This window comes from Bradyrhizobium sp. S3.7.6 (genome assembly GCF_054061875.1).
In genome coordinates this window covers 5,854,107-5,869,572 of the sequence record NZ_JBSSEQ010000001.1, presented here as the reverse complement: position 1 = coordinate 5,869,572, position 15,466 = coordinate 5,854,107, and the positions used below count along the sequence as shown (strand labels likewise).

Here is a 15,466-nt window from a genome sequence, read left to right as displayed (position 1 = left end):
GTTTGGCGATGTCCGCGCTACTTCCGCTTTACCCCCGAAAACCGACATTCATCGTGAGGGGCGGCATGTCTCAAAGGGGCCAATCGCAGACATTCTGCCTGCTCATTCGAACACTTCGTCGGCGGTCAGGAGAGAGTCTCGACCAGCCGCCAAACCAAGCGCCTTGGCCGCTTTAAGGTTTACAACCAGCTCGAACTTGGTTGGCTGCTGTATCGGCAACTCGGCCGGCGTTGCGCCTTTGAGTATTCGGTCCAGATAGATAGCGGTCGCGCGTGACAGGTCAGGCAGGTTGACTCCGTAAGAGACAAGGCCACCGAGCTCCACGCCCTCTCTGGCGGCGTAGATCGTCGGGAGGCGGTTCTTCTCGGCAAAGGGTACAATCCGAGAGTACTGGCTGTACAGCATCGGACTAGGAAACACGACGAGACCATCCGCTCGCGCTTTGGCCAACTCCGCAAACGCGCTTTCGAGATCGGCGGGGCTATCCGCCGGCACAAGTTGAAGGCTTGCTCCGAGAGATCGGGCGGCGCTCTCAATCTCGTTCAGCATCCCCTTCATTGTGCGCTCACCGTATGCGCGAGGGTGCCACAAAACGACAACGTGAGAGAGACCGGGAACGATCTCCTTAAGCAGTTGAAGCCGTTTGGACACCAACTCCGGGCCGAGAAATGCCGTCCCGGTGACATTGCCGCCCGGCCGCGCCAGGCTGGAAGCGAGTTCGTCGTCGACGGGATCTGCCATGCCTATGCCGACAATCGGAATGGTGGAAGTCGCTTTCTTGGCTGCGCGGACGGCCGGGGTAGCCAAAGCAACAATTGCGTCGACGCGGTGCGTCACGAATTCCTGCGCGTACTCGTTGAGCTTGTCCTCATCGCCGTCTGCGAATTTACGGTAAAACGCGACATTCTTTCCTTCAGTATAGCCGAGCACACGCAATGCCGGCACAAACGCATCGAGAGTCTTTAGACTTGCGTCGGACTTGTCACCGCGGCCGAGTGAAAGCACACCGATCTGATGAAGCTTGGTCGATTGCTGAGCATGACCTGCGAACGGCCACGTTGCAGCCATACCCCCAACAACCGTGATGAACTTGCGCCGTTTCATGCGGCCCTCAGCCAAGCCGAACTATCGTACAGACAAAAGGTGGCGCCTTGGAAGTGTAATCAGGCCGGTGAAAGTCTGCTTTGGGTCACACACGGAAGAACTCGGGCTGAGCATATCAAGTCTGCTTCACCCCCAAGGAGCGGACATCTAGCGGACATGCCGGGTCGACCGCTTGGAGCCAAAAGCCGGCGTCCAAAGGTGTATCCCAAACCGGGACTTCTTACGACGGCGTGGCCGTTCAAACGCCGCGGCCAAAGGCAGGATCGACCAGCCGACCCGGTTCCGCCGATGCCGACTGCGTCGAGACCGCCAGCGGGCTTGCAGCGACGACCGCCGTTAGGCATTTCGACAACTGGATCGTCAGCGCAGCCACCGACACGCCGGCGATCACATCAACAAAATAATGCCCCCCAACCAGCGGGGTCGCAACGAGCATTCCCGCATTCAAGATCAGGAGGGCGGGACGCAGCCACCAGATGCTCCACAAACTCCAGATGCTAAGAAGCGCCGTCGCAGCGTGAAAGCTCGGGAAGGTGAGGATGCCGCCGAGTTCCGTGAGCTTGAGTGCTCGCAGCGTGCCATCGCGTAGCATCGGTATGTCGCGCGCCTGTCCTCCATATCCGTTCGCCTTGAATATCTCGGTGTCGGAGGGGAGCCCAAACTCGAAATAGGTGCCGATCGCCGGAAACAGGGTGGAGACAGCAATCACCACGCACAACGCCAAAATTGCCGCCATCACGAACTGCTGCAGACGGATATATTGCCCCGTCAGCCCCAGTATGACCGGTACGCCGAAGGCTGGCACGAGGATCATTGCGTAAAAGAACTTGGCGTAGAGCAGCAATTCCGGATTGGCCATCGCAAAATGGAAATATGCAGGCCAATCCAGGCCGAGCAATCGGTCGAGCTCGGCGAATCTTGAGTCCTGCAGCGGCATCCCGGCGCTCAAGCCGATATACGACAGCGGCGCCGCGCAGATCACGCCAGATCCCATCTGCGCAAATGCAAGCATCGTGAATGCCGGTCGCTCGCCCCAACTCCGCCGCATGAGCCACAACCCGGTAGCCGCCAGCGCTGGCGCTGTGACGACCTCCGTCGTTACCAGACCTTCCAGCGTGAAGGTTGTTACAGCCAGTCCGAGGCAAAGTGACATCGCACATCCAGCTACAAGGCTCCAATTGATCAATTGCAACCTGTTTGCAATCCGTCGCTCCATGTGACCGACCAAGTGCGACTCCTCTTTGGAAGCACAATAGCCACAACGACCTACAATCTGAGGGCGTGCCAAGGCGTGTACCCAATCTGTTACACACGCTTTTATTGTTAATGTATTAATGGTTGTAATGCTATTTGCGCTATCGCAATTCCACGGGTGACTGCAAATGGCTCTGGAGTCTTATGGGGGGGCGTCACATTCAAAGCAGGACAGCTTAACGCAAGACGAACTTGTTTCTCTGCGCCTGTTCCAGCTGAATTGGGCGCTCATCTTCCTCGTTCTGGTCAGTCTTTGTCTTGGCCTTTTGCTAACCAGTTTCCGTGTCGAGTGGAGCAGCTACCTCGCCATGCTCGGAATGGCCGGGCTCTACGGTATCATCGGTCATCTCAATGAGCGATCCGCGGCCAGAAACGCGAACATCTACGCCACGCTCATAACGCTGGCGCAGTTCATTTCAATGCTCGTGCTGCTCATTTCTCTCGGTTACGTCGCGGCTGCAGCGAATTTGCCCATGCAGGAAAAAAATCTGCTGGCGCTCGACCGTATGCTTGGATTCGATTTCAGGGCCTACCTCGGCCTCGTGAACGACCAACTGCCGCTGCGCTGGGCTTTCACGCAAACATACGGTTCCATCCATCGGCAGCTTCTTATCCTGATGTTTATCCTGCCGCTGTTCGGTCATCACCGACGTGCAGCAGAGTTCGCGTTTGGCTTCGCCATCGCGCTGATTGCGACAACCATCATCTCCACGCTGGTGCCGGCGATTGGCGCTTATCACGCGGTCGGAATCGTGCCGGCCGACCATCCCAATATCGAACCAGTCGTCTACTACGGGACCCTGAAAGAACTTCCGCTCGTGCGCGACGGCACCACCAGACTGCTCAACGCCTATTCTCTAGGTTCTATCCTGACGTTTCCGAGTTTTCATGCCGTTTGTGCGGTTCTTTACGCTTGGGCTCTTTGGCCGTTCCGGTGGCTGAGGATCGCCGGCCTTTTGTGGAATGTCGTCATGATCGCGGCTACGCCGATCGGTGGTGGGCACTTCTTCGCTGATGTCTGGGCTGGATTGGTCGTTGCCCTCGGATCAATTTACACTGTGCAACGTCTCGGAAACCATCTGGCTCAGGAAGGCCGTTGGAAAGGAGCGTCGCCTGTGTCTCAAGTGACAGAGCTTCACGTGCAATGACTGCTGTAATGGTCACCACTGGCGTGCCGGTGACAGAGTCTAACGTTGGTGACGTTTCAATAAATTTGGGGAAAGCACTAATTTTGCTGGCTGCGCTCCTACCTTCTTCGGAAGGCTCCCACAGCAGACGATGACAACAACTAGATTGGGTACGTTCGACCGCTTTGGGTCAAAATGCGAAGAACTCAGAGTGAGCAAATCCAGTCCGCTTCACCCCACTAAGCGGACCTCAACGAGGAGTGTCGTCACTTCGCTGATGGGTTATCAGCCGACGTGATTGCCTGTGAATAATCTAGGAGTCCGGGCCGCGGAGCGGCACTGGTCGAGGTATTGGGTCAATCCGGCCGCGGGAGCCGAACAACCACCCAGTCTCTGAGCGGAACGCAAACTTACCTGGCGCCGGAAACTAGATTGCCGACACAGCTTCTCGACGAAACGAATGTCGACCCAGAGGTGTGCGTGTGCGCAGTCGCAAGCTGTTCTATCTCGAGCGTTCGGCCGCCGCCGTTAGCACAGGATAGCGGGCATAGAGCGTGTCGACGCGGTCCCGCCACATCGCCACGAACGCACCCGAGGTGAGATCATCGACCGACTTCCATTCGCGTTTGACCGCAGGCAGCGTATTGCCCCAGATAGCGCGCTTGCACCATCGCTCGCCCTTTGCCGAGCCCTCCCGGGTTGCGCACATCGACTTCCAGGCAATCCGCTGCGGACGGCTGATGTGTTGGGCGGCTCCTTCCCAGCCCTGCTGGTGGATCAGGTAGAGGTCGGAAAGGGTCGGCTTTTTCTGCGTCAATATTTCGAATAGCGCAGCCTCGCTGAGAAACTTGTAGGCGGCACCTACAGCGTTGTCGCGAGGATTGAGGATGTCGCCCGATCCGTATTTGCTGAACTCAAACTTGCTCAGCTGGAACAGGCCGATATAGGAGCCGGTGCGTTGCTTGGGATTGAAATCGGATTCGATTTTGGCGACCGCCTTCATGAAGTTGACATCGACACCGAACGCTTCGGCTGCACGTTCGATCTCCTGGACGGGCGTTCCGAGCGGAACGTCGCTCAACGCCGACAAGGCGATCTTTGCGGGTTTTTCTCGGCGGCGGAATTTCCGAGTAGACGTAGTATTTGAGATACGACGGTTTGCCTTCGCCCGGATTGGGCGAAGCAACGGGCGGACGGTCCTGCTGTAGCGTTGCCGAGTTCTCGGGCGACGCTGCCTCAAGGCTGGCGACCTGCACCATTGGCTCTTGCGAAGTGGTTACATCGGACGGCGGCACCGAGTCCGGCGCCGCGGCGCTGAATCCCGCCGCAACGATCGCATTAGCCGATAATCCTGTATCGAATTTCGTCTCGATGGCCGGGGCCGGAAACGCGGCGCCAGCATTTGACAGAACCGTCGTCACATTCAGCGGGATGCCGCTGAATGCATCAGCCACTCTTGCATTCGGCGTTGCGATGCTTGGGCGCGGTACCGCGATCTGACCAATCGCGACAAGCGAAGTCGCTGTCAGCGCGCCGGCAATACAGCTTGTTTGCCAAATCTTCAATGTCGCCAGCCGCGCGGCCGCGGTCCCCCCATTCACGTCCCCGACTTGGCACGCAGATTAAGGAGGTGAGGGGATGACAATGGGGCGCACCTGTGGCGCAGGTGCGGCCGGTCTCGGTCACGTCGCCAAGATTGCCTAAATTGAAAGTTGCGGTCGTGATGCGCCTCCCGCCGAGGAACAGGACGGGCGCCATATCGCGCAACCATCGCTAAACAAGGCATCTTCGTGCGTTAGCGCATCGAGACCGGCGCCCGCGCGCACACCGCTCCCAAGCATCTCGAGGCCGCGACGTCGCAAGACCCGAGGACGGTTCGCTGGGAATGGACAATCGCGATCCGCTTTATGACGCGCTAGCGTCGGTCTCAGCGGAGCTGGTCTAGCCAAGCTCAGGTCTGCCGTGACCGTTGTCTCCGCTCGGGCCGGAGCGTTGCGGCTTACCACAGCGCCTGCCGCATTCTTGCACAACAGTAAACTAGTGCGCCAATGTCTCAGTTGGGTCAATCGCGTCGGTTGGCCCGTAGCTCGAAGACTCCGGTCTACTCCCCGCTCCGGACATGTCGCAAACTGAAGCGATGGGCCATAACCGGACTCATGCGTCGCAGCAGAGTGCCGCTATTCAATCGCCTCATGGGATGGAGAGCTAATCGGGCAACCCCGCTTTCCGAAGACCCTCAATAAACAGCTTTGCGTTTGATAGTCCGGCCCGGGCGATAAGCGCCGATATTGTAAAGGCGGGATCGATCTCAAGCACACGCGCCGCCGCGTCGTGCGCCTCAGCGTCACGTCCGAGATGGGCGAAGGCGGACGCGAGCCATTGGTAAGTTGCCAAATAAAGGTTCTGACGAAGGGCTTTCTTCAATACGACGATGGCTTCGTCAAAGCGGCGAAGCTCGATAAGGGCCTGCCCAATGCCAGTAAGCGTCATGTATAGTAGCGGGTCTACTGGGCTCATGCGAACGGCACGTTCAAAGCTCCAGATCGCTTCCTCCGGCAGCCCCGCAATTCTATAGACATGGCCTCTGCAGCTCCATATGAGCCATGAATTTGGGTTGAGCCCGACCGCCCGGTCAGCCATTTCGATCTCGGCTTCACGATCGCCGACCATGAACGCCGAGATTACGGCAGCCCTTGCTAACGTGTCCGGATCGCCATCGTCGATGCTCAATGCCAAACGAGCAAGCCGAACCGCTTCCTTGCGGTCGAACTGAGGGTCGTTGGCATAGCCCAAAAGGACGTTGAGCATGTGGCAGACACCTGCCAGAGCCGCGACAGCGCCGAACCGAGGGTCGAGCTCCAAGGCGCGGTGGAACAGTCGGATTGCCTCGGCCAACCCTTCGCGGGTCCTTAGGTAGAACTGCGGCATGGCACGGAGATAAAAATCATACGCGGTGAGGTTCTCTGGCCGCCGCCGCGTCGCCAATTCAATTTCTGTTTGAAGCATCTTTGGCTCAATGGCCGAGACAACGGCGAGCGTTACTTCGTCCTGAAGAGCAAAAACGTCGGTCAGGTCACGCTCAAACCTGTCCACCCAGATGTGCGCGCCTGTAACCGCATCGATCAACTGCCCTGTGATGCGAACTTTCCCCGACGCCTTCCGCACAGACCCCTCGAGGACATAGCGCACGCCGAGCCTTCGCCCGACCTCCTTGATATCGACCGCTCGACCCTTGAAGGTAAAGCTCGAATTGCGCGCGATCACGAACAGCGACTTGAAGCGCGACAGTGCGGTGATGATCTCCTCGACCATTCCGTCCGCAAAGTATTCCTGTTCGGGATCGCCGCTCATGTTCTCGAACGGCAGTACGGCGATGGAAGGCTTGTCCGGGTGTGGCGGGGCCGCACTCAGCCCCTCTGTCAGCGCCCCTGGCGCTCCGGCGCGGACAGCGTAGGCGCGGACCGGCTTGGAGATGTTCTTGAGCTGCTGCTCGCCACGATCCTCGAAGCCAGCGTCTAGCTTGCCCTCGACTTCGTTGTAGACCTTGTCGGAAATCAGGATACCGCCCGGATCGGCGATCCCCTCCAGCCGAACAGCAATGTTGATCCCGTCGCCGTAGAGGTCGTCGTCCTGTCCAACGATCACGTCACCAAGGTTGAGCCCGATGCGTAGCTTGAATGGACCGCTACCCTCGGCGAGATGATCCTGTATCTCAACCGCGCATCTCATGGCGGCCAGGGGACTGGCGAACTCGGCGAGTGCGCCATCACCCGTTGTCTTGATTAGACGGCCTTCGTGGCGGGAGAGGCTCGGCTCGATCAGTTCTCGCTTGAGCCGCTCGAACTCGGCATAGGTAGCTTCCTCGGCGCGTTGCATCAACGCAGAGTAGCCGACCACGTCGGCAGCCAAAATCGCCGCTAATCGCCTTTGAACCCGCTGCTCCGTCACAGCGCTCTCCGAACGGCCAGCCAAAAATTCGCTGGGGCCAGGAGGAGCCTAGCACTTTGTTGCGGACCTGTGAGCGGTAATCGCGGGAGGGCCCTGTTGCCCCGAGGTGGCATTTGCTGTTGCGGCAACTCGGAAGGTCCGAGTTGGGTCACGACCGGTAAGGCTTGGATCGAGCACGTGAGTTCTGCTTCGCATCCGAAAGCGGACATCTCGCCTCAATGAGTACACGCCCTCTGGAAGTACAACGCCAATCGGCTTGAATTTCGTGCAAACCTGGAGCTGCAGTGGCGGGAGTTCTCTCTGAAATCTCGCTCTGTATGCCGAGACCCAGTGCCGACCTCTACCGAAATCCATGAACATCTCAGAGCTGCAACACGCATCGACACAACCAGGTCTGTCGGCGAGCCTGCACTGGCTGTGCGACGCGCTCAATCCCGCGACATCTTCTCGAACTTCTTCACCAGCCGTTCCCGCTTCAGCCGCGACAGCCGCTGGATCCAGAACATGCCGTCGAGCTGGTCGATCTCGTGCTGGTGACAAACGGCGCGTAAGCCATCCGACTCCTCGCTGTGCATGTTGCCGTCGAGATCCCAGTAGCTGATCCGCACCCTTGCGTGGCGCTGGACCTCGTCGTTGACGCCGGGCATCGAGACGCTGCCTTCCTTGTGCAGGATCATCTCGGGCGAAGCCCACTCGATCTCCGGATTGACGTAGGTTTGCGGACCCGCCTTGGCGTCGAGCTCGAGCACGACGACGCGCAAGGGCACGCCGATATGCGGCGCCGTGATGCCGATGCCGGGCGCGGCGCGCATGGTGTCGAGCAGGTCGGCTGCAAGCTCGCGCAACGCGCCGTCGAATGCGGTGACGGGATGGGCCGGCGTCGCGAGCCGGCGATCGGGATAGCGGAGGAGGGGACGAATGGTCATGCAGGCTCCCTACCACTCACGGATGGTTGAAGCATCCCGTTCTTGACTGCCTACCAACTGGAAGGTAGTCAATCCGCCATGACCAACGTTTCCTCGACGGCCGACGACATCCTGGCCTGCGCGCGTACCCTGATCATCGCGGGCGGCTATAACGGCTTCAGCTATGCCGACGTGGCCGAAATCGTCGGTATCCGCAAGCCGAGCATCCACCACCATTTCGCCAGCAAGGTCGATCTGGTCCGAACCCTCGTGTCGCGCTATCGCGCGGAAGCCGAGGCGGGACTGTCCGCGCTCGAACGCAATGTCGCGGACCCCCGCGACCAGCTCAAAAGCTATGTCCGGTATTGGGAGGCGTGCATCAATGATGCGACGGCGCCTTTCTGCGTGTGTGCGCTGCTTGCCTGCGAGCTACCGATCCTGCCGGAGCAGGTGGCGCTTGAGGTCCGCGCGCATTTCCGTTCGCTGGCGTCGTGGCTGACCTCGGTGATGGAGCGCGGCAAGCGGAAGGGGCAGCTGCATCTCTCCAGCGCAGCGAAGATCGAGGCTGAAGGCTTCATGGCGACCGTTCACGGCGCGATGCTGTCGGCGCGTGCCTATGGCGATCCAAAGATGTTCGGTGTGATCACCGGGCCGCTGCTGGATCGGTTGTCCGCCAGGCACTGAAACATATCGACGAGACGACAACGACACGCCCGCAGGTGAGCTTGCGGGCGAGGGTGACTTGTTGTGCGGGAAAACTACCAACTAGTAGGTAAAGGAGAGAGTGCAGTGACGCATCATCAATTGGATCTCGTTCGGGCCGACCGCGAGCAATGGCTGAAGCTCTACTACTTCATCCGGGCGGCGTTCTCCGTCGCCTGGGTCGTTGCCGCCTTTGCCGTCGGGCCGTCATCCGCGGCGATTGCCGGAGCCTTGCTCGTGCTCTATCCGGCATGGGATGCGGCGGCGAACTTGGTCGACGCGTTGCGCAGTGGCGGGCTCGCTCAAAATCGCACGCAGGCGCTGAACGTTCTGGTCAGCCTGGTGACCACTGTCGCGGTCCTCGTCGCCTTGCAGATGAGCATGAACGGGGTGCTCGGCGTCTTCGGGGCCTGGGCGATCCTGTCCGGATTGCTCCAGCTGGGGACCGCGATTCGCCGCTGGAGAAGTTTTGGCGCGCAGTGGGCCATGGTGCTCAGCGGCGGCCAGTCGGCTCTGGCCGGTGGCTTCTTCATCTTTCAGGCCACGACGCCGATGTCTCCAACGATCGCAAATGTCGCGGGCTACGCTGCGGTCGGCGCGATCTACTTCCTGGTCTCGGCGGTATGGCTGACCGTGACCGAGTGGCGGCATGGCGCAGCCATGTGAGGCGTCGCTGTTGCCGTTCATTCGTGCGGATAGGGCGTGCCGTCCTTGTGCAGGAACCGGCCGCTGGAAGCCGGGCTCATCATGTCGACGTCGGAGCAGGTGATGAGGTCATCGGGCGAGCGCGAGCCGACTTCGAGGTAGACGGCCGTCGCATCAGACCGGTTGATCATGTGATGGCCGTTGCCGCTTCCCTTCGGGAAGGCGGCGCAGTCGCCGGCGCTCAGCACGGTTTCGCCCTCGTCCTCGACAAGCGTCAGCTCGCCTTCGAGCACATAGACGAACTCGTCCTCATGCGAATGCCAGTGGCGCTGGCTCGACCAGCTGCCTGGCGGCAGACGCATCAGGTTGACGCCGAAATCCTTAAGCTTTCCGGCATTGCCCAGCCGTTGGCGGATGCGCTCGGCGCAGGGCGCGTCGAGCGGCGCGGGATAACCCGAGCCTTTTCGGCCCGGCACGGTGGCGAGATCAATCTTTGGCATGCAGCTATTCCCTCCGAAGTCGGAGCATTGACCGCGCACCGGATCGGTGGCGTGCGCCAGATCGGCGGCGTCCGGAGTGTGATGAGATCGCGTTGGCGGGATGATGACATTGTGCCGGTGTTTTGCCCGACGTGTCAAACGCGCCCCTCGCGTTGCAGGGCGTTGGTAAGTCTTTGATCCGGCAGCGGCCGGCTACTGTGCATGGGGTTGTTTTCGGGGGTTTGTTTGGCGGCGCCAAAAAAATCTGGTGTCCTCGATGCCGTTGTCGGCAAGCGCAGTTCCCATTCGTCTTCCACCCAGACAGATCTGACGGGAGACCCAAATGAACGCTTCCTCCTATCGCTGGGTGATCGTCGCCGCCGGCGGCTTGCTCGGCTGCGTCGCGATCGGCGGCATGTTTTCGCTGCCGGTGTTCCTCCAGCCGATCGCCAAGGACACCGGCTGGTCGGTGACCGGCATTTCCAGCGCGATGACGATCGGCTTCCTGGCGATGGCCTTCACCAGCATGGCCTGGGGCACGGCGACCGACAGATTCGGGCCGCTGCCGGTGGTGCTGACGGGATCGACGGTGCTGTCGCTCAGCCTGTTCGCCGCAAGTCATGCGACTTCGCTGCTGGCGTTCCAGGTCATGTTCGGCCTTCTGGTCGGCGCCTCCTGCGCGGCGATCTTCGCGCCGATGATGGCGACCGTCACCGGCTGGTTCGACACCCATCGCAGCCTGGCTGTGTCGCTGGTATCGGCCGGCATGGGCATGGCGCCGATGACGATGGCGCCGCTCGCGGCCTGGCTCGTCTCCGGCCACGACTGGCGCACCTCGATGCAGATCGTGGCGCTGGTGGTCGGCGCCATCATGATCCCGGTCTCGTTCCTGGTGCGACGCCCGCCCGCGCTGGCGCATGCCGTGGCCGCGCCTGCGGGCGAGAGCGCGCCGCAAGGGGAGATGTCGCTGGGCGAGGCGCTGCGCTCGCCGCAATTCATGATCCTGCTTGCCACCAACTTCTTCTGCTGCGCCACCCATTCCGGCCCGATCATCCACACCGTCAGCTATGCCGTGAGCTGCGGCATCCCGCTGATCGCGGCGGTGACGATCTACAGCATCGAGGGTTTTGCCGGCATGGGCGGCCGTATCGCCTTCGGGCTGCTCGGCGATCGTTTCGGCGCCAAGCGCGTGCTGGTGACGGGGCTGCTGTTGCAGGCGTTCGGCGCGCTCGCCTATGTCTTCGCGCAGCAGCTCGCGACGTTCTACGCGGTCGGCGCCGTCTTCGGCTTCATCTATGCCGGCACCATGCCGCTCTATGCCGTGCTGGTGCGCGAGAACTTTCCGCTGCGCATGATGGGCACGGTGATCGGCGGCACGGCGATGGCCGGCAGCCTCGGCATGGCGACCGGCCCGCTCGCCGGCGGCCTGATCTACGACGCCTTCTCCAGCTACGCCTGGCTCTATATCGCCTCCTGGGCAATGGGCCTCGGCGCCTTCCTGATGGCGATGAATTTCAGGCCATTCGCGAAGCCGCAAGGCGAGACCGCGGTGGCGGCGGCGTGACGAGGTCTATGACTGGATGTGCTTTTCGAAAAAGAGATCCGGGTAGGGATCATCGTTGAAGCGGGGGATCTCGCGCCAGCCCGTGGTGCGGTAGAGCTGGCCGGCTTCGGCGAGCGCGCTGTTGGTGTCGAGCCGCAGCAGCGTGACGCCGAGGTCGCGTGCGGCATTCTCGGCCGCGTCCATCAGGCGCCGGCCGAGCCGCAATCCGCGCGCTGCGGGGGCAACCCAGAGACGCTTGATCTCGGCATAGCCGTGATCCGTTCCCTTCAATCCGACGCAGCCGATCGGCAGCGTGTCGGACATCGCCACGATGAAGGTGCCGCGCGGACGGCGCATGTCCTTGGCGTCAGGATCGCGCGACAGCGAGACGTCAAAACCCTGCTTGAAGCGGCGGCCGAGCTCGGAATAGTACTCGCGCAGGCAATAACGTGCTGCTTCGCTCCGTGGATCCATCTCGTCCAACGCGACGCGCTCGCGCGTCAGCGCGGAGGCGATCAGGTCCATCGCCGCCAGCAGCGCCTCGCGCTGCGAATGTTGCGCCAGGAAGCCTTCGGCCTGCGTATTGGACAGCGCCTCGTAGGCTGCGAACTCGCGCCGTCCCGCACGCGTCAACGTCGCGACACGGCGGCGCGCATCGTCCTCATGTGTCGTGGTCTCGACCAGCCCTTCGTCCTCGAGGCTGCGGAGCAGCCGACTCATCAATCCGGAATCGAGCCCGAGATAGTCGCGAATCTCCGCGACGTCCGAGCGCCCATGTCCGATCGCATTGAGCACGCGCGCCGCCCCGAGCGGTCGGCCGCGCCCGAGGAACGAGGTGTCGAGCGCGCCGACGGCGGAGGTCACGGCGCGATTGAAGCGGCGGACGCGGGAGACGGGATCGAGCATGATATCTGACTTTAGTCAGATATTGTGTGCGGGTCAATCGAGACGGCCGGTCTCACTTCACCAGCGTCAGCAGCGGCTTGTCCTTGGCGACGACATAGGTTGCAAGCTCGCTCGCGGTGTCCGGGCCGACGTTCTTCGCCGCATGAACCGCTCCCGCTGGAATGAACAGCACGTCGCCTGCCTTCAGCGTCACTGGCGGCTTGCCCTCGACGTCGTATTCGATGGCGCCTATCAGCACATAGATAATCTCCTCGCCTGGATGAGTGTGCCGGCCGAACGCAACTCCGGGCGCGAGGTCGACGCGGACCTGGACCGCCTCGCGACCGGGCGCGCTGAGATCATGGTGCTGGAGGTCGGTGCGCGTGACGCCGGCCGGCTGGGCTGCCGCCGGCAGGGTGAGAAGGTTGGTGGCGAGCACGGCGGCGCTCGCAAGCATGCGCAGGGTTCGTAATGGATAGGGGCTCATGGTCGACTCCTGATGTTCGCTTGATGGCGGGTCAAACGAGGGTGGTGGTCACCTCGATGTTGCCGTGGACAGCCTTGGAGTAGGGGCAGATGCCGTGCGCCGTCTCGATCAGCTCCTGGGCGACCGAGCGATCGACGCCGGGAACGCTGACGTCGAGACGGGCCCGCAGAAAGAAGGCGTCATTGGCGTTGCTCAGGTCGATCGTTGTGTCGACCGACGGCTCGCTCGGCAACTTGACCTTGCGTTGGGCGGCGGCGAGGCCGAGCGCGCCGAGGTAGCAGGCCGACCAGGCGGCAGCGAACAGGTTCTCGGCGGCCGGGTGCGGCTGGGCCAGCTTGATATCGAGAGAGCCGTCGTTCGCGTGCGCGGCGCCGTCGGGGCCGGAGGTGACGTGGGTCTTGCCGGTGAAGAGAAGCTTTGCAGCGGTGGTCATGGCGCATCCTTTCGGGTTCGATGTAGATCGTGTCCGATCTAATCGGATGCGCGTTGAAATAAACCCGTCGCTCTGTCCGGTCAAGCTCTTCCGATTTAATCGGATGCGATTTATATTGACGCGGAGATCACGAATTGCGGAGGTTCACGTGTCCCGTCCCGCCAAAGCTGCCGGCAAAGGCCGAAAACTGTCGAATTTCCTGTGCTTCGCCGTCTATTCGGCCAATCTGGCCTTCGGCCGCGCCTACAAGCCCCTGCTCGACAAGGTGGGACTGACCTACACCCAGTACATCGCCATGGTGGCGCTGTTGGACGAAGACGAGCAGACCGTCAGCGCGCTCGGCGACAAGCTGTTCCTGGAATCCAACACGCTGACGCCGATCCTGAAGAAGCTCGAGCAGATCGGTTACATCAAGCGCCACCGCGATCCCGCCGACGAGCGGCAGGTGCGCGTGAGCCTGACGCCGGCCGGCCGAAAGCTTATCGAACAGGATCTCGGCAACTCCGTGATCGAGGCGACCGGCCTCGGCGACGATTTTCCGGTGGTGCAGAAGACGGTGAGCCGGCTGCGCGACAACCTGCTGCGCGCGACCCAGGCGGCCGGAGAGAAGAAACGCTGAGCGGGCAGCGCCTTCCCGCTGGGAAAGTCGGAGGCGGCGTCCGCCTCCGATACAAGTACGAGGAAAAGCGCGCGGCTCTAGTTGCAGACCGTGCGCGGAATCATCCAGGTCGCAAAAGTCTGCCAGAACCCGTCTTCGCGACGGCGCTGGTAAGCGACGAAATCGGCGTCATCATCATCATGCACGAGTTCATAGCGATAAGTGTTGGCTGCAGTGGTGTTGGGCTTACTCATGGAGCACTCCATCTCGAATGGGCTTTGCTTCGAGCTAGGTGCGGTGCAACAAAAGTCCAATGGGAGTACGATGATCAGCGCATCACGTTGTGGAGAGTGCTTAGTCCAGCCCGAGCGCCTTGCGCGATTTGCGCGTGAGCTTTGCGACGATCAGGGCATGGGCCTGCGCCAGATAGGCGGTGAGTTCCGCATCGGGAAGTGCGTTGTTGCTGGTGAGCTGCACCCATTTGGCGCGCGCCAGATAAGGCGCCGGTCGTGCCACGCCATGCTCGATCAGCATCGCATAGGCCATGTCCGAGACCTTGAACATGTAGCCGCCGGAGCCCGCGGCAAAGCCGCCGCCGAGCGCGAACATCTTCCCGCCGACCTTGAACACGGAGGTGCCTTCCCACTGCACCACCTTGGTGGCCGCGGCCAGGCGCAGGCAGCGGGCTTCGAATGTCTTGGGTGTCATGCGCTCGCACTTGAGACGAAGGCCCGCCGTTATGGCAACATGCGTCTTCCAACCAGGGATGAATTGCCATGTCGCGCGTTTCGATCAAGACCAGGGACGATCTGCCGGAGGCGCTGAGGCCGTTGTGGGACAAGATGACGACCTACGGCGCGTTCGAGAACCAGGCCGGTGTCATGGCCCACCGCCTGCCGATCTTCAAGCATATGTGGTCGCTGCTGGTCGATCTTGCTGAAGAAGGCAATGTCTCGAAGCGCCATCTGGAGCTCGCGCTGGTCACGGTCTCGCTGCTGAACAAATGCGACTATTGCGTCTCGCACCACGCACCAAAGCTGGCGGTGCAGGGCGTGTCTGAGGAGGGCGCCGCGCGCCTCGTCGATTACAAAGACCATCCCGAGCTCGATGAGCTCGACAAGCTCGTCGTCGAATATTCCATCGCCGTCACCAACAACTGGAACAAGACCCGCGACGAGATATTCGCCCGCCTGCGCGCGCATTTCTCGGAAGCCCAGATCGTCGAGCTGACCTGGCGCATCGCGCTCTGCGGTGCCTTCAACCGCTTCAACGACATCTTTCAGCTCGAGGTCGAGCAGGGCGTTCCCCACAGCGAAGCCGCGGAGTAATCGGCCCCCGGCGGTGCCGGTCCCCCGA

At 61.4% G+C, this 15,466-nt stretch carries 17 protein-coding genes; 6 read left to right on the top strand and 11 right to left on the bottom strand.

Going from position 1 to position 15,466, the window contains the following annotated elements; genetic code table 11:
- Positions 1 to 102: 102 nt before the first annotated feature.
- Both ACVJ5M_RS29060 and ACVJ5M_RS29055 read right to left on the bottom strand, forming a co-directional pair.
- Positions 103 to 1,104 (bottom strand): ABC transporter substrate-binding protein, encoded by a 1,002-nt coding sequence (locus ACVJ5M_RS29060; protein WP_071914789.1) that lies wholly within the window; start codon positions 1,102 to 1,104, stop codon positions 103 to 105.
- Positions 1,105 to 1,342: 238 nt separating this feature from the next.
- Complete coding sequence (locus tag ACVJ5M_RS29055) at positions 1,343 to 2,332, bottom strand: phosphatase PAP2 family protein (RefSeq protein WP_187387726.1); 990 nt, start codon at positions 2,330 to 2,332, stop codon at positions 1,343 to 1,345.
- Positions 2,333 to 2,486: 154 nt separating this feature from the next.
- Between ACVJ5M_RS29055 and ACVJ5M_RS29050 the strand changes: the two genes are divergently transcribed.
- Positions 2,487 to 3,506: a phosphatase PAP2 family protein gene (locus ACVJ5M_RS29050; RefSeq protein ID WP_063983761.1), complete on the top strand. Its 1,020-nt coding sequence runs from the start codon at positions 2,487 to 2,489 to the stop codon at positions 3,504 to 3,506.
- A gap of 481 nt (positions 3,507 to 3,987) precedes the next feature.
- On the opposite strand, the gene ACVJ5M_RS29045 is transcribed toward ACVJ5M_RS29050, so the two are convergent.
- The 3 genes from ACVJ5M_RS29045 to ACVJ5M_RS29035 all read right to left on the bottom strand — a co-directional run bounded on the left by ACVJ5M_RS29045 (position 3,988) and on the right by ACVJ5M_RS29035 (position 8,359).
- Entirely contained in the window at positions 3,988 to 4,671 is a 684-nt protein-coding gene (locus tag ACVJ5M_RS29045) for a transglycosylase SLT domain-containing protein (RefSeq protein WP_456679551.1), read from the bottom strand.
- Positions 4,672 to 5,690: 1,019 nt separating this feature from the next.
- A complete protein-coding gene (locus tag ACVJ5M_RS29040) occupies positions 5,691 to 7,433 on the bottom strand; it encodes a tetratricopeptide repeat protein (protein ID WP_456679550.1) in 1,743 nt (580 codons plus the stop codon).
- Between the two features lie 428 nt (positions 7,434 to 7,861).
- Positions 7,862 to 8,359 (bottom strand): peptide deformylase, encoded by a 498-nt coding sequence (locus ACVJ5M_RS29035; protein WP_231144870.1) that lies wholly within the window; start codon positions 8,357 to 8,359, stop codon positions 7,862 to 7,864.
- A 78-nt stretch (positions 8,360 to 8,437) separates the two neighbouring features.
- Between ACVJ5M_RS29035 and ACVJ5M_RS29030 the strand changes: the two genes are divergently transcribed.
- Positions 8,438 to 9,022: a TetR/AcrR family transcriptional regulator gene (locus tag ACVJ5M_RS29030; RefSeq protein WP_063983759.1), complete on the top strand. Its 585-nt coding sequence runs from the start codon at positions 8,438 to 8,440 to the stop codon at positions 9,020 to 9,022.
- Positions 9,023 to 9,127: 105 nt separating this feature from the next.
- On the top strand, positions 9,128 to 9,706 hold the full coding sequence (locus tag ACVJ5M_RS29025) for a hypothetical protein (protein ID WP_063983758.1): 579 nt from the start codon (positions 9,128 to 9,130) through the stop codon (positions 9,704 to 9,706).
- A gap of 17 nt (positions 9,707 to 9,723) precedes the next feature.
- On the opposite strand, the gene ACVJ5M_RS29020 is transcribed toward ACVJ5M_RS29025, so the two are convergent.
- Positions 9,724 to 10,185: a cupin domain-containing protein gene (locus ACVJ5M_RS29020; protein ID WP_063983757.1), complete on the bottom strand. Its 462-nt coding sequence runs from the start codon at positions 10,183 to 10,185 to the stop codon at positions 9,724 to 9,726.
- A gap of 322 nt (positions 10,186 to 10,507) precedes the next feature.
- On the opposite strand from ACVJ5M_RS29020, the gene ACVJ5M_RS29015 reads away from it, so the two are divergent.
- On the top strand, positions 10,508 to 11,728 hold the full coding sequence (locus ACVJ5M_RS29015) for an MFS transporter (protein ID WP_063983756.1): 1,221 nt from the start codon (positions 10,508 to 10,510) through the stop codon (positions 11,726 to 11,728).
- Between the two features lie 6 nt (positions 11,729 to 11,734).
- Here ACVJ5M_RS29015 and ACVJ5M_RS29010 read toward each other — a convergent pair whose 3' ends face one another.
- The 3 genes from ACVJ5M_RS29010 to ACVJ5M_RS29000 are packed head-to-tail and all read right to left on the bottom strand — an operon-like array spanning position 11,735 to position 13,512.
- A complete protein-coding gene (locus tag ACVJ5M_RS29010) occupies positions 11,735 to 12,613 on the bottom strand; it encodes a bifunctional helix-turn-helix transcriptional regulator/GNAT family N-acetyltransferase (RefSeq protein WP_063983755.1) in 879 nt (292 codons plus the stop codon).
- A 52-nt stretch (positions 12,614 to 12,665) separates the two neighbouring features.
- Complete coding sequence (locus ACVJ5M_RS29005; RefSeq protein ID WP_063983754.1) at positions 12,666 to 13,079, bottom strand: cupin domain-containing protein; 414 nt, start codon at positions 13,077 to 13,079, stop codon at positions 12,666 to 12,668.
- A 31-nt stretch (positions 13,080 to 13,110) separates the two neighbouring features.
- Entirely contained in the window at positions 13,111 to 13,512 is a 402-nt protein-coding gene (locus ACVJ5M_RS29000; RefSeq protein ID WP_063983753.1) for an Ohr family peroxiredoxin, read from the bottom strand.
- 148 nt (positions 13,513 to 13,660) lie between these two features.
- On the opposite strand from ACVJ5M_RS29000, the gene ACVJ5M_RS28995 reads away from it, so the two are divergent.
- Positions 13,661 to 14,131, top strand: a complete 471-nt coding sequence (locus ACVJ5M_RS28995; RefSeq protein ID WP_063983752.1) for a MarR family winged helix-turn-helix transcriptional regulator — start codon at positions 13,661 to 13,663, stop codon at positions 14,129 to 14,131.
- Positions 14,132 to 14,208: 77 nt separating this feature from the next.
- Here the strand turns inward: ACVJ5M_RS28995 and ACVJ5M_RS28990 are convergent, their stop codons facing one another.
- Positions 14,209 to 14,364: a hypothetical protein gene (locus ACVJ5M_RS28990; protein WP_094184234.1), complete on the bottom strand. Its 156-nt coding sequence runs from the start codon at positions 14,362 to 14,364 to the stop codon at positions 14,209 to 14,211.
- A 100-nt stretch (positions 14,365 to 14,464) separates the two neighbouring features.
- A complete protein-coding gene (locus ACVJ5M_RS28985; protein WP_063983751.1) occupies positions 14,465 to 14,818 on the bottom strand; it encodes an MmcQ/YjbR family DNA-binding protein in 354 nt (117 codons plus the stop codon).
- Between the two features lie 68 nt (positions 14,819 to 14,886).
- Between ACVJ5M_RS28985 and ACVJ5M_RS28980 the strand changes: the two genes are divergently transcribed.
- Positions 14,887 to 15,438 (top strand): carboxymuconolactone decarboxylase family protein, encoded by a 552-nt coding sequence (locus ACVJ5M_RS28980; RefSeq protein ID WP_063983750.1) that lies wholly within the window; start codon positions 14,887 to 14,889, stop codon positions 15,436 to 15,438.
- The last annotated feature ends 28 nt before the right edge of the window (positions 15,439 to 15,466 follow it).